Below are 21,663 nucleotides of genomic sequence, written 5' to 3'. Positions count from 1 at the left end.
TCCGCCGCTAACGTCATAGAAGCAAGCTTCTAATCAGTTCGCTCGACTTGCATGTATTAGGCACGCCGCCAGCGTTCATCCTGAGCCAGGATCAAACTCTCCGAAGAAATGTTTGACTTGCTCAATTTAAAAAATAAAAAATCAACGTTGACGTTTGTCGCTTTGTTCAGTTTTCAAAGTTCAACCGCCGCTCTTGAGCGACTTTCTTATATTAACAAGTTGCCTTTCGTTTGTCAACAACTTTTTAATATTTTTTCTGATGAATTGCGATTGTTTCCAATCACTCATCAGCGACATTTAATAATTTAACATCTGTACTATATAAAGTCAACACTTTTTAAAAAGTTTTTTTCGTTTTATCAAAGAATCTTATTTACTTCCCTACTTTCACCAAACCTTAGCAAAATCTTTGAAAGGATTTGATACTTTTCTTGAATATTTCGTTCAAGAACTACATGATTCAAACTTTGTTGAAAAGCGACTTTTGACCTCTTCATCTCTTCTATAAGTAATGCTTCTAACTCTAAACACTCCACCTGATTAAATAGACAAATTTTCATTGATTCACCTGCTTTTTATAACCTTCATTCTCAAACAGCAAAATAAAATCAGTTGTTCTTTTCCTTACCTGTTATTAATTGTAGACAAAACGCATACAAATTAGACAAGTACTACTTATTAAATGAGGTGACAAAATGAATATGTTTTATACTATTCGAGCCAAAAGAATCAAACAAACCATGCTTATCGTAGTTGCTGCGTTTTTTACAAGTTTTTTTCTTTATGCTCAGCAGACATTTCACTTTCCCGTGTTTTCAACAGATAACGGTCCAAGAGCTGTTTATAAGGCGGATGATAAAAATCCAGAAGTTGCTCTGACGTTTAACATCAGCTGGGGAGATGAAAGAGCTATTCCCATTCTCAATGAACTAAAAAAACAGCATATCGAAAATGCTACTTTCTTTTTATCTGCTTCATGGGCTGAACGTCACCCAGATATTGTAGAGCGCATTAAGAAAGAAGGTCACGAAATTGGCACAATGGGCTATGACTATAATTCTTATACAAGCCTAAAACCTAATGAGATTAGACAAGATCTTGCAAAATCCAAGAAAGTCTTTGATTCTCTAGGCCTTAAAGATGTTCACCTTCTTCGTCCTCCTAACGGACAATTTGATAAAGACATCTTAAAATTAACATCGGATATAGGCTATACAACTGTTCATTGGAGCATTGACTCCAAAGACTGGACAAATCCAGGGGTTGAGAAAATTGTCTCAAATGTTACAAAACCATTAAGTGGGGGAGATATTATATTGCTACACGCGTCTGACTCCGCTCAACAAACAGCAAAGGCTATTCCATATATCAAGAATTCATTACAAAATAAAAAAGTCTCAAACGTAAGTGTTTCAACATTAATTTCAAATTCTAAAACCCAAGTAAAAGATATCCGCTAACATCTATTCTGACTGTATATATAAAGCAAAAGCAGACAAATATGCTATTTGTCTGCTTTTGCTATTCTTGCATGTGTAAGAAGTTTCGGCAAAATAAGAAGTTGATACATATTACATATTAGAAGTGGAAACAACATAAGGTAAAGCCAGCTTTCTTCATTCGTTCGCAGCGCTGGGAACCATTCAATTGTCGTTACAACAATCATAAAAAACAGCGCTGGTACAAAAGCTTCTTTGTTCGTTTGCTTTTTCTTTGCGTACGCCACTAACAACCCCACCGCTAATAAGAAAACGCTTAACAAAATATACTTGCCTATGCCTTCTCCCGGCTGTTGAAAGAACTTATATCGAAAATACGCAACGTCAAATAATACAAATAAAATAAATATAATTTGAACGGATTTCCAAAGAGATACAGATTTAAAAATTCCCAACCCAAACCGGTGAATGGTTAAATATGCAAAAAACCCCATTTGACTAATTAAACTAAAAATAAACCCTACGCCTACGAGCCATGTTAAAACAGCAACAATTTCTCCTATTTTTCCTTGTTGAAATAAATGACCGTATTCCCCCCAGCGCACCGCAAATCCAACAAAAGCTGTACTTATACCCCCGACAGCTAACGTGGTTAGAAATAGACGAACCCAATTTCGACTATTCACTTCCATCTCCCCCATAAGTTACAAAATTGTACCTTTTCATAAATTGTACCAATCACGTTTTGAAAAATCTAGAGCTCTTTTATGAATAAAAAACCTTGATTATCTCATATTAAGCGTAAGCATATTAGGAAAGGAGCTCATTACTATGAAAAAGCGACTCATGCTCCTCATTTATATAGGAATGTGTATGCTTTTAGCTACAGCCTGTGCACCGCAAGATGAAGAGAACAATGGTATGGATTATGATCAAACAAAGAAAATGGTTGTTGATATTTTAAAGACAGATGAAGGAAAAAAAGCAGTCGAGGCAATTATGAAAGATCCTTCTGTTAGACAAGATATTTTGATGGATCAAAACGCGATAAAAGATACAATTTCTCAAACCCTAGTATCAGATAAAGGCGTGGAATTTTGGAAAAAAGCCATGGATGATCCGAAGTTTGCTGAAAGCTTTGCTAAAAGTCTAGAAAAAGAAAATAAAACGGTCATCAAGCAATTAATGAAAGATCCTGAATATCAAGGAATGCTTCAAGACGTTTTAAAGGATCCGGCTATGGAGAAAGAAGTACTAACTGTTTTAAAGAGTAAAGAATATCGCACTTATTTACAAAAGATTATGAGCGAAACGTTTGATAGCCCTCTTTATCAATCTAAAATTCAAGACATTCTTTTGAAAGCAGCTGAAGAAACACAAGGTGGACAAAAACAAAGCAGCGACGATGGTGGTTCTTCTTCCGGTGGATCTGACTCGGGCGGAGAACAGCAACAGCAGTGATTAAATACGCATCTCATATGAGATGCGTATTTAATTATGTCATTTATTTTTATTAAAAAATCTAAATGACTTCTTTATATTTTTTAATACTTAGTATTTTTATTGGAATTGTAAACTTTAATTCTTAGCTTTATGGTAAAATATTATAAATTAACACAATCGTTTTATAGCAAAAGGAGGGAATTCGATGGAATTTCGCGTTATTAAAACGTTTCAAACCATTGTTCGTTTAGGAAGCTTTCAATTAGCCGCTGAATATTTAAAGTACTCCCAGCCTACCATTACGCTGCACATTCAAAAGTTAGAATCCGAACTAGGATTTAAGCTTTTAGAACGAGGAAAAAGCATTAAGCTTACTGAAGCAGGTAAAATCTTTTACGAGCGGGCAAATATTTTACTAAAGGAATATGAATATCTCAATAACACCTTAAAGGATTATTCAACAGGCGAAGCTGGCACTATCCGTATAGGTGCTGCAGAGCCTACAGCAAGCAGTCGACTGCCTTCCATTCTCTCATTATTTAAAAAAAGATATCCCAACACAGAAATTAGCTTACTCGTTGCAGACGAAAAGCACCTTCATCAACATATACGCAATCAAGAAATTGATTTCGCGATTGGCACTGTCTCAGAATCATTCAGAGATATAGAGTTTGAGGCATTACTAACGGAAAAACTTGTGCTGCTACTACCATTCAATCATGCTCTAACAAAAAGAAAAACAATCTTTGCAAAAGATTTGATACACGAAACTCTGATTACTGCTGGGCAATCTTCTGTTCAAAAGAAAATTGAGCAGCTAATCTTTGAACGAACAGGCCAACTGCCTGCTAAAGTCCAGTTAGGCACTATTAGCACACTTCAGCATTTTGTAAAAGAAAACTTAGGAATAGCCGTTGTTCCACAAATAAGCGCAACTCTTCCGCCAGATCAAGTGGTGGTTAAAACGATTCATGACTTGCATGAGGGACCTGCAATCGGTATTTTAAAGCACCAGTCTCACACCGTAAGTACAGCTGGAAAAACATTTTTAGCTCTCTTAAAACAAAACCTTGCATTTGATTTAAAAAAGGCGCAGATTGAACTCTCTGTATAATAGCAAAAAGCACGCGCTGTTCGAGCGCGTGCTTTTTGTTATTTTCCTGTCGCCGCTTTTTCATTTTCGCAAATAAATGTAATCTTGCTTGCAATCTCTCCATATATTTGACCTAAACGATGCGATTCGTCGTAAATGGAAGGTGCAAAATCTTCTTCATTCCAGTCGGGCTGACTTAACGGAAGCTGTCCTAAAAGCTCTGTCTGAAGTTCCTCAGCAAGTTTTGGACCTCCGCCTTTACCGAATACGTACTCTTTTTCCCCTGTTAGCTGGCTTTCAAAGTAGGCCATATTTTCTACAACTCCAATTACCTCATGATCAGTTTTCAAAGCCATAGCACCGGCTCTAGCTGCAACAAATGCCGCTGTAGGATGGGGTGTCGTAATAATAACTTCTTTACAAGCAGGAAGCATGGAGTGAACGTCTAATGCGACATCACCTGTTCCAGGAGGTAAGTCTAGTAAAAGATAATCTAATTCTCCCCATTCAACTTCTGTAAAAAAGCTCGTCAACATTTTTCCAAGCATAGGCCCTCGCCAGATAACGGGTGAATTATCTTCTACAAAGAAGCCCATTGAAATAACTTTTACTCCGAAGCGGTCAACTGGAATAATCTTTTCACCTTCTACTACAGGACGCTGTGTAATTCCCATCATATCTGGAACACTGAATCCATAAATGTCAGCATCAATTAAACCAACTTTCTTTCCTAAACGAGCTAGAGAAACGGCCAAGTTAACAGAGACTGTTGATTTACCAACGCCTCCTTTACCGCTTGCAATGGCAATAAATTCAGGTGCATTCGGACTAGTTAGTAAGTTGCCAGTATTCGGTTGCTCAGCGCGGTACTGCTGAAGTTCTTCAGGCGTAAACTCAACAAATCGCAGTCCAACCGACTGTACACCTGCTTTTTTTAATTCTTCTACAATCGTACCTTGAAGGCTCAACTGTTCACTAGTACCTGTTTTTGCAACAGCAATCTTCAGGCTTATATGCTGTTTTTCAGCTTTGATTGTTATTTCTTTAATCGCATCTGTTTCTGATAGTTTTTTATTTAAAAATGGATCTGTAATTTCCCCTACTACTTCTTTTACTTGCTTTTCCGTTAGCATACTCCCACCACCATGTTAAAATCTATTTATTTATACTATCAAGTATATCATACATATTAGATTTTTCTGAATAGAAGGATGCTAAGCTTTTTATTTGGGCTTTTCTCCAGTAAAGTACCGGCTGACTCCTTCATAAATAGATTCAGCTAACTTTTTTTGGTAGCGTTTCGATTGAAGCATTTTACGTTCTGTAGGATTTGATAAGAACCCTACTTCAACCAAAGCACCGGGTGGCCTAGAATGCTTAAGAAGGTAAAGAGTTTGAATAGCTTTTGCTTCACGGGTCGTATTATCCAGATTATTTCTTAGCTCTTGTTGAATGAGTTTGGCCACTTGCTCATTTTCTTTTAGGGATCCGTAATAGAAAGTTTGAGCCCCTCTCCACGCGGAGGATGGAATAGCATTCAAGTGAATACTTAGGTACAAATCAGCATTCGATTTATTAATCATCGTTAAGCGATTTTTTAAGTCTTCTACTTTTCTGCGGCTGTATCCTCTTGTGTCTTTGGCCGCTAGATCTTCGTCTTTTTCTCTCGTCATAATAACAAGTGCTCCTTGCTCTTGCAGATAGTCTCGAAGCATTAACGAAATTTTAAGAGTTATTTCTTTTTCAAGCACTTCATTCTCTCCTATGGCTCCGCCATCAACGCCGCCATGTCCAGGATCTAGTACAATAACTTTCCCGCTAAGAGGAAGTGAAAGCGAACCGGATGATGTTCTATGATCTATCTGATATTGTACAATGACAAAAAGAACGAGAAGCGCTATAATTGTGCTCATTATTTTTACTTTAGACATTTTATCCCTTCCCTTCTTGCCTCACCTATTTATTTCTATATGGGACAAGAACGGGAATTATGAGTACTTTTTAATGCAAACGTAACCGACGTCTTTTTTCTGCGGTTCGATAACCTTCTTTCCACCAGTCTTGCACATATCCTTGACACAAATAATACAGACCATCTTGATAAAGATCTGTTACAGACATGCTGACAGCTCCGTATAATGTATCAATTAAAAGAGACTCTTCGTGCTTACTGTGCTTCTGAAAATCTTCGTAGCCTTTACCACATTTACTCACCCGTGCTCCTAATAAAAATGATTCGATTGCAATATCAAGACAATACTCCTCCACATGGTCGTCTCCTAGCATATTCCACTGAAACATAGGATGAAAATAACGGCGCAGCCTCTCTTGAAGCAAATCAAACGACAGTTCTCTTAGGACTTTGCGTTCATATTTCATTTCTTTTTCATAACGTTTTTCTTTTAAATATGTAACCTCGTTCACGATAACGCCTCCCTTTTTTACATATTGTCTGCACAAGCGTTCGTCTCATACGCAAACAACAAATAAAAAAAGCCTTGGTCCAAAGACCAAGGCTTGAAACGTAATATAAAATTAACGTTTTGAGAATTGTGGTGCACGACGAGCGCCTTTAAGACCGTATTTTTTACGTTCTTTCGCACGAGCGTCACGAGTTAATAGACCAGCACGTTTTAATGTTCCACGGTATTCAGGGTCTGCTTCTAATAAAGCACGAGAGATTCCGTGACGAATAGCGCCAGCTTGACCTGCATAACCTCCACCATTAACGTTTACAAATACGTCATAGTTACCTACAGTTTCAGTTAAAGCAAGTGGTTGTTTTACTACTTCACGTAGTGCAGCAAATGGAATGTATTCTTCGATTTCACGACCGTTGATTGTTACGCGACCGTTACCTGGTACTAAACGTACACGAGCAACAGAGCTTTTACGACGACCAGTTCCGTAATATTGTACCTGTGCCAAGATAATAACCTCCTCTTATTAATTATCCGCGAAGTTCGTAAACTTCTGGTTTTTGTGCTTCATGTGGATGTGTGTCACCAGCATACACATGTAATTTTTTGAACATTTGACGGCCTAGGCTACCTTTTGGAAGCATGCCTTTGATTCCTAATTCAAGCATTTTCTCAGAGTAGTTAGTACGCATTTCTAATGCTGTACGTTGTTTCAAACCACCTGGGTGCATGCTGTGACGGTAATAAATTTTATCAGTTAATTTTTTACCTGTTAGTTCGATTTTTGACGCATTGATAAGGATCACGTGATCACCAGTATCAACATGTGGTGTAAAAGTTGGTTTATGTTTACCGCGTAAGATTGATGCTACTTCACTTGCTAAACGACCTAAAGTTTTACCTTCAGCATCGACAACATACCATTTACGCTCTACTTCGTTTGCTTTCGCCATGAAAGTTGTACGCATGAGTTTCCCTCCTAATTTTCATCATCAATTATAAAATTATTTCAACCTTCTATTTCAACACGATTAATTTCCGGGGCTAACCGTGGGGTTAAAATACATACCATATGATATATTATATCTTTAAGCTACTAATGTCAAGAAAATGTTACACCAGGTTTAGTTGTCATAGAAAACGCGCCATAAATATAGTCCTTGCGAAGGCGCAGTTTTCCCTGCACGAGGACGTGATTTGCTTTCTAGAATATCTTTTATAGCATCTGGTTCAATACGGCCTTGTCCTACTTCTAAAAGCGTTCCAACAAGAATACGAACCATATTATACAGAAAGCCACTTCCAACGAATCTAAACACAAGCTGACTATTCTCTTCATACATATCAATCTTGTAAATCGTACGAATCTTATCTTCCACTTCTGTCCTCGCTGAACAAAAGCTTGTAAAGTCGTGTGTACCGAGTAAATATGTGATGGCTTTTTTCATTTTTGAGTAGTCTAATGGATAAGGGTAATGGTATGCATAAGAACGAGTGAAAGGATTTCTATCTTCGCCGCGCAAAATATGATAGCGATACTCTTTTGAAGTAACATCATACCGGGCGTGAAAATGTGCATCAACTTCACATACATTCTTCATTACAATATCATCTGGTAGCATTGAATTCAATGCTTTTTTCCACTTATCACATGGAATATTTAGGTTTGTATCAAAATGAATGACTTGCCCCTGTGCATGAACATTTGTGTCCGTTCGTCCAGAGGCGTAAATCGGCACTTTTTTGTTATGCATTTTCTCTAAAACGGCTTCAATCTCCAGTTGAACAGTTCGCTTATTAGGCTGAACTTGATAACCCGAAAAGTGTGTGCCGTCGTATGCAACTATACATTTTAAACGTTTCATCTTTTCACCAAACAATCTTTACGTTCTAATCAGCACTAAAACAACTGCTACTGCCAGCAGAAGTAAAAGCATAATTGTATCTATGCTTCCCCATTTCAATTGACGATACTTTGTACGCCCTTCTCCGCCTTTATAACCCCTTGCCTCCATGGCAATAGCTAGCTCTTCAGCACGCTTAAACGAACCTATAAATAGAGGAACAAGCAAGGGAACGACAGCTTTCAAACGATCCGTAATGGGGCCGCTGCTAAAGTCCACTCCTCGTGCTGTCTGCGCTTTAATAATTTTATCCGTCTCTTCCATCAATGTAGGGATAAAGCGAAGAGAAATGGACATCATTAAAGCTAATTCGTGGACAGGAAGCTTGAGCTTTTTAAATGGATTCAGCAAGCTTTCCATTCCGTCTGTTACTTCAATGGGCGTAGTCGTTAATGTTAGCATCGTCGTAATTAAAATTAAGAACAAGAAGCGCAAGGAAATTAAAACACCTTGAATAAGGCCGCCTTTATAGACAGAAAACCATCCCCATTCAAACAAAAGAGGACCTTCTTTTGTCATGAAAATGTGCAAAAGAAACGTGATGATAATAATAAATAGCACGGGCTTTAAGCCTCTTAAAATAAACGAAACGGGCACTTTACTCATGGCCACTATCGCAAGGGTATACACACCTAAAAAAGCATAGCCAATAGGGTTATTTGCTAAAAACACAATTAATACATACGCAAATACAAGAAGCAGCTTGGCCCGAGGATCCATTCGATGGACAACAGAATGACCCGGCACATACTTACCAATAATGATTGAGTTCATCATAGTTGTTCACCTTGCTGCATAAGATGCTGCACTTTCTCTACCACTTCAGAAAAGGTAATAACCGTATCCGATGCTTCAAGTTGAAATTTCTCTTGCAGCTTCAGCATAAAGCGAAGCGATTCTGGAACATCCAATCCATATTCTTTTAGCTGCGTATGCTGACCAAACACTTCTCTAGGTGACCCTTGCATCGCAATCGTTCCCTTATTCATCACAATTAGCTCATCAGCGTACATAGCTGCATCTTCCATGCTGTGAGTCACGAGAATCGTCGTCAAGCCTTTTTCTTTATGAAGACGATAAATCATATTCATAATTTCTTGACGCCCTCTAGGGTCCAATCCAGCAGTTGGCTCATCTAAAATTAGCACATTAGGATTCATCGCTAGAATACCTGCAATCGCTACGCGACGCATTTGTCCACCACTCAAATCAAAAGGAGATCTGGTGAGGATGTCTTCTGGCAAACCTACTAACTTGATAAGCTCTCTTGCTTTTTGCTTTGCTTCTTCTTCCGAAACGCCATAATTCATTGGTCCAAAAGCTATATCTCTTTCCACCGTTTCTTCAAAAAGCTGATGTTCAGGGAATTGAAATACCACGCCTACTTGCTGACGAATAGCTTTTAAATTCTTTTCTTTTCGATTGGCTTTAATTGTGCGCTCACCGATTTGAATTTCACCAGAAGTTGGCTTCAATAAGGCATTTAGATGCTGTATGATTGTTGATTTCCCAGAACCAGTATGGCCAATAACAGCCAAAAATGTACCTGATTGAATGTTTAAATTTAAGTCATGTAAAGCAAGTCGTTCAAATGGTGTATTAACTTGATAACGATGCTCTACTTCTTTGAATATAATATCCATAGTTCGTCCACCAAGTCCTCATCTGTTAAATGAATTTTTGATAAAGGAATTCCTACGGAAGCAAAACGATGGCTTAGTTTAACGGAAAACGGCAAGTCTAGTCCAATATCCGTTAACTTGGAACCTAATGCAAATACTTCGCGTGGAGTACCTGTTGCATAGATCTTCCCTTTGTTCATCACCACGACTCTGTCAGCCATTGCTACTTCATCTAAATCGTGGGTAATTGAAATAACCGTCAGTTGTTTTTCTTCTTTTAATTTTCTAACAGTTTCAAGTACTTCAGTTCGTCCAATAGGATCTAACATAGATGTTGCTTCATCTAGAATGATGACAGATGGCTGTACGGCAATTATACCCGCAATGGCCACACGCTGTTTTTGTCCACCTGATAGCTGATGAGGCTCTTGCTCAAGAAAAGCACTCATATTCACCATTTCAATTGCTTCAGGTATACGTTTTTCCATAATTTCAAATGGAATCCCGTTATTTTCAAGCCCAAACGCAATATCGTCTTGAACGGTTGAGCCAACAAATTGATTATCTGGATTTTGAAACACCATTCCAATCTGCTTGCGCACATCCCATATTGTTTCTTCAGATAAAAGAGTATCGCCCACTCGAACCGTTCCTTTTTCAGGTAGCAAAAGACCGTTTAGAATTCGTGCCAGCGTCGATTTACCAGATCCATTGTGTCCAGCTATCGCTAACCATTCACCTTTATAAGCAGAGAGAGAAAGGTGATCTAACGTTAGGTCTGCTTCAGGATCGTATCGAAAGCATAAATCTTTTACCTCTAAAGACATTTCTTTCAACGCTATCTTCCTCTCAGCTTTTTCTATTGCAGCATTGCCTACATTGATTTTTCACGCTATTTACCTGGTTTAAGGTATAAAAAAAGGGCAACGACTAGTTACACACTGTCTCGCCCTTTTCTATCTGTATTAAAAATATTAAACTAATTCAATGATAACCATTGGAGCACCGTCACCACGGCGAGGTCCAACTTTTAAGATACGAGTGTAACCGCCTTGGCGATCTTCGTAGCGAGTAGCGATATCGCTGAATAGTTTTTGTAAAGCGCTTTGACCAGCTTCTTCGTTAGCTACTTCATTACGGATGTAAGATGCAGCTTGACGACGAGCGTGTAGATCTCCACGTTTACCTAAAGTAATCATTTTTTCAACAGTTGAACGTAATTCTTTTGCACGAGCTTCAGTTGTCTCAATGCGTTCGCTGATGATTAAATCAGTTGTTAAATCACGAAGAAGCGCCTTGCGTTGTGCGCTTGTACGACCTAATTTACGGTAAGACATGTGAGGTCCCCTCCTTTGTTAAGTAGTTAAACAGGTAGATATAATCAGTCGTCCTTACGTAGACCCAAACCTAATTCTTCAAGTTTAGCTTTAACTTCTTCTAAAGATTTACGGCCTAAGTTACGAACTTTCATCATATCTTCTTCTGTTTTATTAGCAAGCTCTTGTACAGTATTGATGCCTGCTCGTTTTAAGCAGTTGTAAGAACGAACAGATAAATCCAGTTCCTCGATCGTCATCTCTAGAACTTTTTCTTTCTGGTCTTCTTCTTTTTCTACCATGATCTCTGCTTTTTGAGCTTCATCTGTTAAGTTAACGAAGATATTTAAGTGTTCAGTTAGAATCTTTGCACCTAAAGCAACAGCTTTTTCTGGCTCGATGCTACCGTCAGTCCAAACATCCAACGTTAACTTATCGTAATTTGTCATTTGACCAACACGAGTATTCTCTACATAATACGATACGCGAGTAACAGGCGTATAGATTGAGTCAATTGGAAGTACACCAATTGGTTGGTCTTCACGCTTGTTAGCATCGGCAGGATTATAACCTCGACCTGTGCGAGCAGTAAGTCTCATACGGAAATGAGCATCTGACTCAAGTGTTGCAATATGAAGATCCGGATTTAGAACTTCGATATCGCTGTCTGCTTGAATGTCAGCAGCCGTTACTGTACCAGGACCTTTAACATCGATCTCAAGTGTTTTCTCTTCATCAGAGTAAATCTTTAACGCTAACTTTTTAACGTTTAAAATGATGTTTGTTACATCTTCAACAACTCCAGGAACTGTTGAAAATTCATGTAATACACCTTCAATTTGAATAGATGTTACAGCTGCACCAGGGAGTGAGGATAATAGGATACGACGTAAGGAGTTACCCAAAGTAGTACCATATCCACGCTCAAGTGGTTCGACGACGAATTTACCGTACTTTCTATCATCGCTGATTTCTACCGTTTCGATTTTTGGCTTTTCAATCTCTATCAATATAAACCCTCCTTCAAAACGTCGAAACCTCGGCTAGACGGCTGATTTCTCAAATGCCTAACCGAAATTCCCTATTAGACAGTTCCCGAATGTGCACAACAAATGGAAAACATTTCGTTGCATGAATAAATTCTACACCATCATCATTATAGACAACGAAATAGAATCTATACATATTAATTATACACGACGACGTTTTGGTGGGCGGCATCCGTTGTGAGGTACAGGAGTAACATCTTTAATAGCTGTTACTTCTAAACCTGCAGCTTGAAGAGCACGGATAGCTGCTTCACGACCAGCACCAGGGCCTTTAACTGTAACTTCAAGAGTTTTCATTCCGTTATCCATAGAAACTTTTGCAGCAGTTTCAGCAGCCATTTGCGCAGCAAATGGAGTAGATTTACGAGAACCTCTGAAGCCAAGTGCGCCTGCGCTAGACCAAGCAATCGCATTACCGTGAACATCTGTAATTGTTACAATAGTGTTGTTAAACGTTGAGCGAATATGAGCTACACCAGCTTCAATATTCTTTTTCACGCGACGTTTACGTGTATTAGTTTTACGTGCCATCTGTTAATGACCTCCCTTACTAATTATTTCTTCTTGTTCGCTACAGTACGGCGTGGGCCTTTACGTGTACGAGCATTGTTTTTACTGTTTTGACCACGAACTGGTAAACTACGACGGTGGCGGATACCACGGTATGAACCAATCTCAATTAAACGTTTGATGTTTAAAGAAACTTCACGACGAAGATCGCCTTCTACTTTATAGCTATCTAAAATATCACGAATTTTACCTAATTCTTCTTCTGTTAAGTCACGAACGCGAGTATCTTCAGAAACTCCAGCTTCAGCTAGAACTTTTTCAGCAGTTGGACGACCAATACCGAAAATGTATGTTAATGAAATTACTACACGCTTGTCACGAGGAATATCAACACCAGCAATACGTGCCATATGAATAGTGCACCTCCTTATTGATTAACCTTGTTTTTGTTTATGCTTAGGGTTTTCACAAATTACCATTACTTTACCTTTTCTACGGATAACTTTACATTTTTCGCAGATTGGTTTAACTGATGGTCTGACTTTCATGTTTCATACCTCCTTGATAGTACGGAGTGCATAGGTTTTATTTGAAACGGTACGTAATTCTACCGCGAGTTAAATCGTATGGTGACAATTCTACAGTTACTTTATCACCAGGTAAGATTCGAATGAAATGCATGCGAATTTTTCCTGATACGTGAGCAAGTACTGTATGACCATTTTCTAATTCTACCTTGAACATAGCGTTAGGTAAAGTCTCAGCAACTGTACCTTCAACTTCAATTACATCGTCTTTTGCCATTAAAGTGCTCTCCTTTCTTTGAAACAGTAACAAGCTATCATTAAACGACTTAAAAAGAACCTGTTCTGAACATCCGGAGATCGTAATCATTAAATTCAAGATGATTGACGCTAATATACATCTTTACCATTTTAACAGCAATTCAGACGAAAAACGATCATCGTGAATTTAGATAATTACTGTTTACTGTCCAGTGCATCTAGCGAGGAATGGATAGAGATAACATCCTTTAACATTACAATGCTGTCAGAATTTCATATCCCGTCTCAGTAATTGCAATAGTATGTTCGAAGTGCGCACACATTTTACCATCTACTGTCACAACTGTCCAGTTATCAGGTAATGTTTTTACATATCGCATACCAGCATTCACCATTGGCTCAACCGCCAATACCATGCCTGGACGTAGACGCGGTCCTTTATTCGGTGGACCATAATGAGGTACTTGCGGATCTTCATGTAAGTCTTTGCCGACCCCATGGCCAACATATTCTCTTACAATCGAAAAGTTACGTGATTCTGCGTACTGTTGAATAGCATGTGAAATATTCGACAAACGCTCACCCGGCTTAGCTTCCGCTAATCCTTTGTAGAGAGATTGCTGAGTCACATCAAGCAGCTCTTGATTTTCTAATGAAATCTTTCCTACTCCATATGTCCAAGCTGAATCACCGTGATAGCCACCGAATTTAGCTCCGATGTCTAAACTGATGATATCCCCTTCATTAAGCTTGCGTTCACCCGGAATACCATGAACTAATTCTTCATTCACAGAAGCACATACACTGCCGCGAAAACCATTATACCCTTTAAAAGACGGAATTGCATCATGTTGACGAATAAAATTTTCAGCAATTGCATCCAATTCTATAGTCGTAATACCTGGAGCGATATGTTTTTTTAACTCTTGATGAGTTAAAGCCACGATTCGTCCAGCTTCACGCATGACCTCAATTTCCTCTGGTGTCTTGCAAATGATCATTGCTTAACCCCAGCAAGTAATTGACGAACATCCTCAAACACAATGTTAATATCTTGATTACCATTAATATTGCGTAGATAACCTTTTTCTTGATAGAAATCAAGTAGAGGTTGAGATTGTTTAACATTAACTGAAAGTCTAGTTGAAACCGTCTCAGCATTGTCATCTGCACGTTGATAAAGCTCGCCACCGCATTTGTCACAAACTCCTTCTTTCGCAGGAGGATTGAATACTAAGTGGTAAGTAGCTCCGCAATCTTTACAAATGCGGCGTCCAGTAAGACGCTCCATTAAAATGCTTTGATCTACATCAATATTAATCACATAATCAATTTGCTTGTTTAGTTCTTTTGTAATTGTTTCAAGAGCTTCTGCTTGGGCTACTGTTCTTGGGAAGCCATCAAGTAAAAAGCCGTTTTCACAATCTTGTTTGTTTAAACGCTCGCGCACAATTCCAATTGTTACTTCATCAGGAACAAGGTTACCTTGGTCCATAAATGATTTAGCTTTTAAACCTAGTTGCGTTCCTTCTTTAATTGCAGCTCGGAACATATCTCCTGTTGAGATATGAGGGATATCGTAATGCTCAACGATTTTTTCTGCTTGAGTACCTTTCCCAGCACCAGGAAGGCCCATTAACACTAAATTCATTTCTTGCTTCCCCCTCAGTATCTTATCCGTTTAATGGGAAAGCAGCTTGCTTCCCACTAAACAGCTTTACTTAATAAATCCCTTATAATGGCGTTTCACTAATTGACTCTCAAGCTGTTTCATTGTCTCAAGAGCTACACCGACAACAATTAACAAACTAGTACCGCCGATCTGAGCAGATGATGGTAGGTTTGCAATTTTGATGAACAGAACCGGCAACACAGCAATTAACGCAAGGAATATCGAACCGATTAATGTCAGACGATATAACACTTTCGTTAAATAAGCTTGTGTGCTTTTACCAGGACGGATGCCCGGGATGTAGCCACCTTGCTTTTTCAAGTTCTCTGCTACTTGTTCAGGGTTAACTTGAACAAATGTATAGAAGTAACAAAAAGCAATGATTAACGCTACATACACTATCATACCAATTGGCTTAGTATAGTCAAATGTATTCTGAATCCACGTCGTTACATCATTTGGACCGAAAAATGATGCAATTGTTGGTGGTGTGATAATAAATGAAACTGCAAAGATAACAGGAATAACCCCAGCAGCATTTACTTTTAACGGTAAATGAGTGGATTGACCTCCAACAGGATTACGACCAGCTGAACCCTTTGCATATTGAATAGGAATTTTTCGTAGCGCTTGTTGGAAGTAAATAACCCCAACAATAATAGCTAAAACTGCGATGGCAATTAAAACTACCGTTACGATACGAATGAATAATTGATCCCCAACGTCTTCAAATTGCTGTGCATAAATTTGATTTAATGTTGTCGGAATACCAGCTGCAATCCCAGCAAAGATAATGATAGAAATACCATTACCTACGCCTTTTGCAGTAATCTGTTCTCCTAACCACATTAAGAAGGCAGTACCTGCCGTTAACACTGTAGCAATTAGAAGATACGTAGAAATTCCTGGATTAGCGATCAATTGTCCGCCCGAAATATTGTTGAATCCTATAGACATACCTAAAGCCTGGATAAATCCAAGCACAATTGTTCCATAACGAGTTACTTGAGCTAATTTACGGCGCCCAACATCTCCTTGCTTTGACCATTCTGTAAACTTAGGTACAACATCCATCTGTAATAATTGGACGATGATGGATGCTGTAATATAAGGCATAATGCCCATAGCAAGAATGGAGAAGTTTTTTAACGCGCCGCCGCCAAATGTATTCAGAACCCCGAATACATTTAACCCATCTTGCAATTTTAGTACATCCGTATTAACACTTGGTACAGGAATAAATGTACCAATTCGGAAGACAATTAACATTAACAAAGTGAAAAAGATTTTTTGTCTTATTTCACGCACGCGCATTAAATTGGAGATTGTTTGAAACATTAGATCACCTCAACTGTACCGCCAGCAGCTTCGATAGCTTCTTTAGCAGTTGAAGAGAATTTAGCAGCTTTAACAGTTAGCTTAGAGTTTAATGTACCGTTTCCTAGTACTTTAACGCCAGCTTTTGCTTTGCTTACTAAACCAGTTTCGATTAATAATTCTGGTGTTACTTCAGTTCCATCTTCAAAACGGTTAAGAGCTTCTAAATTAACGATCGCGTATTCTTTGCGATTGATATTAGTGAACCCACGTTTTGGAAGACGACGGAATAAAGGAGTTTGACCACCTTCGAAGCCAGGTCTTACGCCACCGCCAGAGCGAGCGTTTTGCCCTTTGTGACCTTTACCTGAAGTCTTTCCGTTACCTGAACCAGTACCACGACCTACACGGTTACGTACTTTACGTGAACCTTCAGCTGGTTTCAATTCATGAAGTTTCATTCCGGAGCACCTCCTTAGAGTGACAATTTATACTTATTGCTCTTTTACTGTAACAAGGTGAGCTACTTTGTTAATCATTCCGCGAATTGCAGGATTATCGTCTTGAACGACAGTTTGATTTAACTTACGTAGGCCAAGTGTACGAACAGTTACACGTTGATCTTCTGGACGACCAATTACGCTACGAGTAAGGGTAATTGCTAGTTTGTTTGCCATTCTATATCCCTCCCTTATCCTAACAGTTCTTCTACAGTCTTGCCACGTAGTTTTGCAACATCTTCAGCACGTTTTAGGTTAGCTAAACCGTTAAGAGTTGCACGTACCATGTTGATTGGAGTATTTGAACCTAAAGATTTAGATAGAATATCACTTACGCCAGCCAATTCTAATACCGCACGAACTGGACCACCAGCGATAACTCCTGTACCTTCAGAAGCAGGTTTTAAGAAAATTTGACCTGCACCAAATTGTCCAAGGATTTCGTGTGGAATAGATGTACCAACCATAGGTACAGTAATTAAGTTTTTCTTCGCATCTTCAATTGCTTTACGGATTGCATCTGGTACCTCTTGTGCTTTACCAGTACCGAATCCAACGTGACCGTTTTTGTCACCAACTACAACTAATGCAGCGAAGCGGAAACGACGTCCACCTTTCACAACTTTAGCTACGCGGTTAACGGTAACAACACGTTCTTCAAGCTCTAATTTATTTGGATCAATACGACGCATGATTTTCCCTCCTTTTACAATTAGAATTGTAATCCAGCTTCACGAGCAGCGTCAGCTAATGCTTTAACACGGCCATGATATAAATAACCGCCACGGTCGAATACTACTTCGTTTACACCTTTTTCTACTGCGCGTTTAGCGACTAATTCGCCAACTTTGATAGCAGCTTCAGTGTTACCAGTGCTTTCTAAAGTCAGGTCTTTATCTAACGTTGAAGCACTTGCGATTGTTACTGAATTTAAATCGTCGATAACTTGTGCGTAAATATGTTGATTAGAACGGAACACGTTTAAACGCGGACGAGTTGCAGTTCCAGATAACTTCGCACGAACACGAGCATGTCTTTTTTTACGAACTTTGTTTTTATCAAGCTTCGTGATCATTTCGGGCACTCCTTTCTTTTACCTAACCGGCATTACTTCTTAGCAGTTTTACCTTCTTTACGACGTACATATTCGCCTTCGTAACGAATACCTTTACCTTTGTAAGGCTCTGGTGGACGAACGTCACGAATATTTGCAGCTAATGCACCTACGCGTTCTTTATCAATACCTTTAATAACGATCTTAGTTTGAGAAGGAACTTCGATTTCGATTCCTGCTTCAGGAGTAATCTCAACTGGGTGAGAGTATCCAACGCTCAATACTAATTTGCTACCAGATTTTTGTGCACGGTAACCTACACCGACTAATTCTAAACCACGTTCGAATCCTTTAGTAACACCTTCAACCATGTTACCTAAAAGGCTACGAGTAGTTCCGTGAAGAGCGCGGTGCTCTTTATTGTCGCTAGGACGGTTAACAACTAATAAGTTGTCTTCAACTTTAATTTCGATTTCAGGGTGGAATGTACGAGTTAATTCACCCTTTGGTCCTTTTACAGTTACAGTGTTGCTCTCGTTCGTAACTGTAACACCTGCTGGAAGTTCTAAAGGCTTTTTACCAACACGTGACATAGTTACACCTCCATTCACATTTAAAACTTATTACCAAACGTACGCTAATACTTCTCCACCAGTTTGCTTTTGACGAGCTTCTTTGTCAGTTAAAACACCTTGAGAAGTAGAAACGATTGCGATACCTAAACCGTTAAGTACACGTGGTACTTCGTTAGTTTTTGCATAAACACGTAGACCAGGTTTACTGATACGTTTTAAGCCTGTAATTACACGTTCGTTATTTGAACCGTATTTTAAGAAGATACGGATAATACCTTGTTTGTTGTCTTCGATGTATTCTACATCACGTACGAAACCCTCACGCTTAAGGATTTCTGCAATTTGCTTCTTAATGTTAGAAGCAGGAACTTCAATTTTCTCATGACGAACCATGTTCGCATTGCGGATACGAGTTAGTAAATCTGCAATAGGATCAGTCATTACCATATTAATTTACCTCCTTCCCAAACTTGGGTTTTACCAACTAGCTTTTTTAACACCAGGAATTTGACCTTTATAAGCAAGCTCACGGAAACAAATACGGCAAAGCTTGAATTTACGTAGTACTGAGTGTGGACGTCCACAACGTTCGCAACGTGTATACTCCTGTACTTGGAATTTCTGCTGGCGTTTTTGCTTCGCAATCATTGATTTTTTAGCCACATTTTCGCCTCCTCTGCTTAACGTTGGCAGTTATTACTTCTGGAACGGCATACCGAACTGAGTTAAAAGCTCACGAGCTTCTTCATCAGTGTTTGCTGTTGTAACAATAACGATATCCATACCACGAACTTTAGTTACTTTATCATAATCGATCTCTGGGAAGATCAATTGTTCTTTAACACCTAACGTGTAGTTTCCACGACCATCAAATGCTTTTTTAGATACACCACGGAAATCACGCACACGTGGAAGTGATACTGATACTAGTTTATCGAAGAATTCGTACATACGCTCGCCGCGTAAAGTAACTTTCGCACCGATTGGCATACCTTCACGAAGACGGAAACCAGCGATAGATTTTTTCGCACGAGTTACAACAGGTTTTTGACCAGTGATTTCAGCTAGTTCTTCAACAGCGTTATCTAAAGCTTTTGAGTTAGAAACAGCATCACCGATACCCATGTTGATTACGATCTTTTCGATTTTTGGCACTTGCATTACAGATTCATAATTAAACTTGCTAACTAGAGCAGGAGTAATCTCTTTTGTAAATTTCTCTTTAAGACGGTTCATGTGAACTAAACCTCCCTTCACATTTCATTAATTATTTATCTAAAGTTTCACCAGATTTTTTTGCTACACGTACCTTTTTGCCATCGATAACTTGGTACCCAACACGAGTTGGCTCACCAGATTTAGGATCCAACGGCATTACGTTTGATACGTGGATAGGTGCCTCTTGGCTAACGATTCCACCTTGTGGATTTACTTGAGAAGGTTTAGAGTGTTTTTTCACAACGTTCACGCCTTCAACAAGTACACGGTCTTTCTTTGGGAAAGCTGCAAGTACTTCACCTTGCTTACCTTTGTCTTTACCAGAGATAACCACTACTTTGTCGCCCTTTTTAACATGCATCCTATTCGCACCTCCTTAAAAGGCATTTTGTATTTGTTCTATATATCAATTAGATAACTTCTGGAGCTAATGATACGATCTTCATGAAGTTGTTATCACGTAATTCACGAGCAACTGGTCCGAAGATACGAGTACCACGTGGTCCTTTGTCGTCACGGATGATTACGCAAGCATTTTCGTCGAAACGGATGTAAGAACCGTCAGTACGGCGAACACCACTTTTTGTACGTACAACAACAGCTTTAACAACGTCACCTTTTTTAACAACGCCTCCTGGTGTTGCTTGTTTCACCGTACAAACGATAACATCACCAATGTTTGCTGTCTTGCGACCTGAACCACCAAGTACTTTAATAGTAAGTACCTCACGTGCACCAGAGTTGTCTGCAACTTTTAAACGAGATTCTTGTTGAATCATGTACGAAACCTCCCTTCGGATGAATCATTCTTATCCGATCTATCTTAACTATTAGATGATAACAGCTTTTTCTACAACTTCTACTAGACGGAAACGTTTAGTAGCTGATAACGGACGAGTTTCCATGATCTTCACGATATCGCCTAGTTGAGCTGTATTGTTTTCATCGTGAGCTTTGAATTTCTTTGAGTATTTTACACGCTTGCCATAAAGCGAATGCTTTTTGTAAGTTTCAACAAGAACAGTAACAGTCTTATCCATTTTGTCAGAAACTACGCGGCCAGTGTAAACTTTACGTTGGTTGCGTTCACTCATTCTGAAAGCCTCCTCTCAGACTTAATTATTTATTAGCAGCAATCTCTCTTTCACGAACTACAGTTTTCATACGAGCGATCGATTTGCGCACTTCGCGAATACGAGTAGTATTCTCTAATTGTCCAGTCGCTAATTGGAAACGAAGGTTAAACAACTCTTCTTTTAAAGCCTTAACTTTTTGTTCAATTTCAGCAGTGGTAAGGTCACGAATTTCATTAGCTTTCATTAGAATCACCACCAATTTCTTCACGTTTTACAAACTTACATTTTACAGGTAGCTTGTGTGCAGCTAAACGTAAAGCTTCACGTGCAACCTCTTCAGATACACCTGAAATTTCAAACATTACTTTTCCAGGTTTAACAACTGCTACCCAACCTTCAGGAGCACCTTTACCAGAACCCATTCGGACTTCTAGAGGCTTAGCAGTATAAGGTTTAGAAGGGAAAATTTTAATCCATACTTTACCGCCACGTTTCATGTAACGAGTCATTGCGATACGAGCAGCTTCGATTTGACGGTTTGTAATCCAAGAAGCTTCAGTAGCTTGTAAACCGAATTCACCGAAATGTACTTCCGTACCACCTTTAGCGCGTCCACGCATTTTTCCGCGGTGTTCGCGACGATATTTAACGCGTTTTGGTAATAACATAA

Annotated in this window: 35 protein-coding genes and 1 rRNA gene; 3 read left to right on the top strand and 33 right to left on the bottom strand. The window is 38.9% G+C overall.

Going from position 1 to position 21,663, the window contains the following annotated elements:
* Positions 1-107, bottom strand: a 16S ribosomal RNA gene (locus M3225_RS26565); the annotation flags it as partial.
* Between the two features lie 588 nt (positions 108-695).
* Between M3225_RS26565 and pdaB the strand changes: the two genes are divergently transcribed.
* Complete coding sequence (gene pdaB, locus M3225_RS26560; protein WP_251399967.1) at positions 696-1,460, top strand: polysaccharide deacetylase family sporulation protein PdaB; 765 nt, start codon at positions 696-698, stop codon at positions 1,458-1,460.
* Between the two features lie 44 nt (positions 1,461-1,504).
* Here the strand turns inward: pdaB and M3225_RS26555 are convergent, their stop codons facing one another.
* Positions 1,505-2,125, bottom strand: a complete 621-nt coding sequence (locus M3225_RS26555) for a KinB-signaling pathway activation protein (RefSeq protein WP_251399964.1) — start codon at positions 2,123-2,125, stop codon at positions 1,505-1,507.
* A gap of 145 nt (positions 2,126-2,270) precedes the next feature.
* Between M3225_RS26555 and gerD the strand changes: the two genes are divergently transcribed.
* Entirely contained in the window at positions 2,271-2,900 is a 630-nt protein-coding gene (gene gerD / locus M3225_RS26550) for a spore germination lipoprotein GerD (RefSeq protein WP_251399961.1), read from the top strand.
* Between the two features lie 187 nt (positions 2,901-3,087).
* Positions 3,088-3,996, top strand: coding sequence for a LysR family transcriptional regulator (locus M3225_RS26545; protein WP_071277644.1), 909 nt, complete (start codon positions 3,088-3,090; stop codon positions 3,994-3,996).
* A gap of 38 nt (positions 3,997-4,034) precedes the next feature.
* Here the strand turns inward: M3225_RS26545 and M3225_RS26540 are convergent, their stop codons facing one another.
* From M3225_RS26540 to rplP, 31 genes are all read right to left on the bottom strand, one after another.
* Entirely contained in the window at positions 4,035-5,108 is a 1,074-nt protein-coding gene (locus tag M3225_RS26540; protein ID WP_251399942.1) for a P-loop NTPase, read from the bottom strand.
* Positions 5,109-5,198: 90 nt separating this feature from the next.
* A complete protein-coding gene (cwlD, locus tag M3225_RS26535; protein WP_251399940.1) occupies positions 5,199-5,906 on the bottom strand; it encodes an N-acetylmuramoyl-L-alanine amidase CwlD in 708 nt (235 codons plus the stop codon).
* A gap of 70 nt (positions 5,907-5,976) precedes the next feature.
* Complete coding sequence (locus M3225_RS26530) at positions 5,977-6,399, bottom strand: DUF2521 family protein (RefSeq protein ID WP_251399921.1); 423 nt, start codon at positions 6,397-6,399, stop codon at positions 5,977-5,979.
* A 111-nt stretch (positions 6,400-6,510) separates the two neighbouring features.
* Positions 6,511-6,903 (bottom strand): 30S ribosomal protein S9, encoded by a 393-nt coding sequence (gene rpsI / locus M3225_RS26525; protein WP_013054959.1) that lies wholly within the window; start codon positions 6,901-6,903, stop codon positions 6,511-6,513.
* Positions 6,904-6,925: 22 nt separating this feature from the next.
* Positions 6,926-7,363, bottom strand: a complete 438-nt coding sequence (gene rplM, locus M3225_RS26520) for a 50S ribosomal protein L13 (protein ID WP_209150827.1) — start codon at positions 7,361-7,363, stop codon at positions 6,926-6,928.
* Positions 7,364-7,519: 156 nt separating this feature from the next.
* On the bottom strand, positions 7,520-8,260 hold the full coding sequence (gene truA / locus M3225_RS26515; protein ID WP_013054957.1) for a tRNA pseudouridine(38-40) synthase TruA: 741 nt from the start codon (positions 8,258-8,260) through the stop codon (positions 7,520-7,522).
* Positions 8,261-8,278: 18 nt separating this feature from the next.
* Complete coding sequence (locus tag M3225_RS26510; protein ID WP_114897104.1) at positions 8,279-9,076, bottom strand: energy-coupling factor transporter transmembrane component T family protein; 798 nt, start codon at positions 9,074-9,076, stop codon at positions 8,279-8,281.
* Entirely contained in the window at positions 9,073-9,942 is an 870-nt protein-coding gene (locus M3225_RS26505) for an energy-coupling factor ABC transporter ATP-binding protein (RefSeq protein WP_251399918.1), read from the bottom strand. The genes M3225_RS26510 and M3225_RS26505 overlap by 4 nt, the downstream gene beginning before the upstream one ends.
* Positions 9,918-10,757 (bottom strand): energy-coupling factor ABC transporter ATP-binding protein, encoded by an 840-nt coding sequence (locus tag M3225_RS26500; RefSeq protein WP_251399916.1) that lies wholly within the window; start codon positions 10,755-10,757, stop codon positions 9,918-9,920. The genes M3225_RS26505 and M3225_RS26500 overlap by 25 nt, the downstream gene beginning before the upstream one ends.
* 138 nt (positions 10,758-10,895) lie before the next feature.
* A complete protein-coding gene (rplQ, locus tag M3225_RS26495) occupies positions 10,896-11,258 on the bottom strand; it encodes a 50S ribosomal protein L17 (protein ID WP_013054953.1) in 363 nt (120 codons plus the stop codon).
* A 44-nt stretch (positions 11,259-11,302) separates the two neighbouring features.
* Entirely contained in the window at positions 11,303-12,247 is a 945-nt protein-coding gene (locus M3225_RS26490; RefSeq protein WP_013054952.1) for a DNA-directed RNA polymerase subunit alpha, read from the bottom strand.
* A 180-nt stretch (positions 12,248-12,427) separates the two neighbouring features.
* Positions 12,428-12,817, bottom strand: a complete 390-nt coding sequence (rpsK, locus tag M3225_RS26485) for a 30S ribosomal protein S11 (RefSeq protein ID WP_013054951.1) — start codon at positions 12,815-12,817, stop codon at positions 12,428-12,430.
* A gap of 23 nt (positions 12,818-12,840) precedes the next feature.
* The gene (gene rpsM / locus M3225_RS26480) at positions 12,841-13,206 is read right to left on the bottom strand and encodes a 30S ribosomal protein S13 (RefSeq protein WP_013054950.1); all 366 of its coding nucleotides are present in this window, start codon (positions 13,204-13,206) and stop codon (positions 12,841-12,843) included.
* Positions 13,207-13,230: 24 nt separating this feature from the next.
* Positions 13,231-13,344 carry a 50S ribosomal protein L36 gene (gene rpmJ / locus M3225_RS26475; RefSeq protein ID WP_003156543.1) on the bottom strand — a complete coding sequence of 38 codons (114 nt, stop codon included), beginning with the start codon at positions 13,342-13,344 and terminating at the stop codon, positions 13,231-13,233.
* 37 nt (positions 13,345-13,381) lie between these two features.
* Positions 13,382-13,600: a translation initiation factor IF-1 gene (gene infA, locus M3225_RS26470; RefSeq protein ID WP_010285101.1), complete on the bottom strand. Its 219-nt coding sequence runs from the start codon at positions 13,598-13,600 to the stop codon at positions 13,382-13,384.
* 235 nt (positions 13,601-13,835) lie between these two features.
* Entirely contained in the window at positions 13,836-14,582 is a 747-nt protein-coding gene (gene map / locus M3225_RS26465; protein WP_251399912.1) for a type I methionyl aminopeptidase, read from the bottom strand.
* Complete coding sequence (locus M3225_RS26460; RefSeq protein WP_013054948.1) at positions 14,579-15,232, bottom strand: adenylate kinase; 654 nt, start codon at positions 15,230-15,232, stop codon at positions 14,579-14,581. The genes map and M3225_RS26460 overlap by 4 nt, the downstream gene beginning before the upstream one ends.
* A gap of 66 nt (positions 15,233-15,298) precedes the next feature.
* Entirely contained in the window at positions 15,299-16,591 is a 1,293-nt protein-coding gene (gene secY / locus M3225_RS26455) for a preprotein translocase subunit SecY (protein WP_013054947.1), read from the bottom strand.
* A complete protein-coding gene (rplO, locus tag M3225_RS26450) occupies positions 16,591-17,031 on the bottom strand; it encodes a 50S ribosomal protein L15 (RefSeq protein WP_013054946.1) in 441 nt (146 codons plus the stop codon). Before rplO ends, secY begins: the two co-directional genes overlap by 1 nt.
* Before the next feature lie 33 nt (positions 17,032-17,064).
* Positions 17,065-17,247, bottom strand: a complete 183-nt coding sequence (rpmD, locus tag M3225_RS26445) for a 50S ribosomal protein L30 (protein WP_013054945.1) — start codon at positions 17,245-17,247, stop codon at positions 17,065-17,067.
* Between the two features lie 14 nt (positions 17,248-17,261).
* Complete coding sequence (rpsE, locus tag M3225_RS26440) at positions 17,262-17,762, bottom strand: 30S ribosomal protein S5 (protein WP_116077804.1); 501 nt, start codon at positions 17,760-17,762, stop codon at positions 17,262-17,264.
* Positions 17,763-17,782: 20 nt separating this feature from the next.
* Positions 17,783-18,145, bottom strand: a complete 363-nt coding sequence (rplR, locus tag M3225_RS26435) for a 50S ribosomal protein L18 (RefSeq protein ID WP_013054943.1) — start codon at positions 18,143-18,145, stop codon at positions 17,783-17,785.
* A 32-nt stretch (positions 18,146-18,177) separates the two neighbouring features.
* Positions 18,178-18,717 (bottom strand): 50S ribosomal protein L6, encoded by a 540-nt coding sequence (gene rplF / locus M3225_RS26430; RefSeq protein ID WP_251399910.1) that lies wholly within the window; start codon positions 18,715-18,717, stop codon positions 18,178-18,180.
* Positions 18,718-18,747: 30 nt separating this feature from the next.
* The gene (gene rpsH, locus M3225_RS26425; RefSeq protein WP_013054941.1) at positions 18,748-19,146 is read right to left on the bottom strand and encodes a 30S ribosomal protein S8; all 399 of its coding nucleotides are present in this window, start codon (positions 19,144-19,146) and stop codon (positions 18,748-18,750) included.
* A gap of 30 nt (positions 19,147-19,176) precedes the next feature.
* Positions 19,177-19,362: a type Z 30S ribosomal protein S14 gene (locus M3225_RS26420; protein WP_013054940.1), complete on the bottom strand. Its 186-nt coding sequence runs from the start codon at positions 19,360-19,362 to the stop codon at positions 19,177-19,179.
* Positions 19,363-19,395: 33 nt separating this feature from the next.
* Positions 19,396-19,935 (bottom strand): 50S ribosomal protein L5, encoded by a 540-nt coding sequence (gene rplE, locus M3225_RS26415; protein ID WP_251399908.1) that lies wholly within the window; start codon positions 19,933-19,935, stop codon positions 19,396-19,398.
* Between the two features lie 31 nt (positions 19,936-19,966).
* Positions 19,967-20,278: a 50S ribosomal protein L24 gene (gene rplX / locus M3225_RS26410; RefSeq protein ID WP_013054938.1), complete on the bottom strand. Its 312-nt coding sequence runs from the start codon at positions 20,276-20,278 to the stop codon at positions 19,967-19,969.
* A 49-nt stretch (positions 20,279-20,327) separates the two neighbouring features.
* Positions 20,328-20,696 carry a 50S ribosomal protein L14 gene (rplN, locus tag M3225_RS26405; protein WP_013054937.1) on the bottom strand — a complete coding sequence of 123 codons (369 nt, stop codon included), beginning with the start codon at positions 20,694-20,696 and terminating at the stop codon, positions 20,328-20,330.
* A 51-nt stretch (positions 20,697-20,747) separates the two neighbouring features.
* On the bottom strand, positions 20,748-21,011 hold the full coding sequence (gene rpsQ, locus M3225_RS26400; protein ID WP_013054936.1) for a 30S ribosomal protein S17: 264 nt from the start codon (positions 21,009-21,011) through the stop codon (positions 20,748-20,750).
* 25 nt (positions 21,012-21,036) lie between these two features.
* Positions 21,037-21,237, bottom strand: coding sequence for a 50S ribosomal protein L29 (rpmC, locus tag M3225_RS26395; RefSeq protein WP_013054935.1), 201 nt, complete (start codon positions 21,235-21,237; stop codon positions 21,037-21,039).
* A complete protein-coding gene (gene rplP / locus M3225_RS26390) occupies positions 21,227-21,661 on the bottom strand; it encodes a 50S ribosomal protein L16 (RefSeq protein ID WP_013054934.1) in 435 nt (144 codons plus the stop codon). Before rplP ends, rpmC begins: the two co-directional genes overlap by 11 nt.
* Positions 21,662-21,663 lie beyond the last annotated feature (2 nt).

Origin of the sequence: Priestia aryabhattai (genome assembly GCF_023715685.1) — a bacterium.
In the GTDB taxonomy this organism is placed as follows: Bacteria; Bacillota; Bacilli; order Bacillales; family Bacillaceae_H; genus Priestia; species Priestia aryabhattai_B.
Note: the sequence above shows the minus strand (reverse complement) of the source record. Positions and strands in the feature narration are given on the sequence as shown.